A 404-nucleotide genomic window follows, 5' to 3' on the forward strand; every position below is an offset into this window, starting at 1 on the left:
TCACACGGCTTCTCGCCCGCGGCGCCGCATGTGCTGGCGGATCGGACCTTGCTGCATCAGGTCATTGTCAATCTTGCCGTCAACGCCATGCAGGCCATGGCGCAGGTCGGCGCAGCAGAGCGCAGGATCACGGTGCGGACCCGCTCGCTCGACGGCGCGTCGCTGTGCTGCAGCGTCGAGGACAGCGGTCCGGGAATCGAACCGGATCACCTGCCCCGCTTGTTCGAGAGCTTCTTCACGACCAAGGAGGGAGGCATGGGAATGGGATTGTCCATCTGCCGCTCGATCATTGAGGCCCATGGCGGGCGAATCGAAGCCGACAATGGCAGCATCCACGGTGGCGCCCGATTCTCCTTCACGTTGCCGGCGGCGAATGGAACCCTGCAATAGGGTTTCGGCAAGGC

Annotated in this window: 1 protein-coding gene; it reads left to right on the top strand. The window is 64.1% G+C overall.

Translation table 11 applies throughout. The features are described from left to right. Positions 1-390, top strand: a 390-nt coding sequence (locus AC5ZGW_RS47305; RefSeq protein WP_496114296.1) for a sensor histidine kinase, incomplete at its 5' end; no start/stop codon positions are given. Between the last annotated feature and the right edge of the window lie 14 nt (positions 391-404).

The organism is Bradyrhizobium sp. Crot121 (assembly GCF_059512385.1).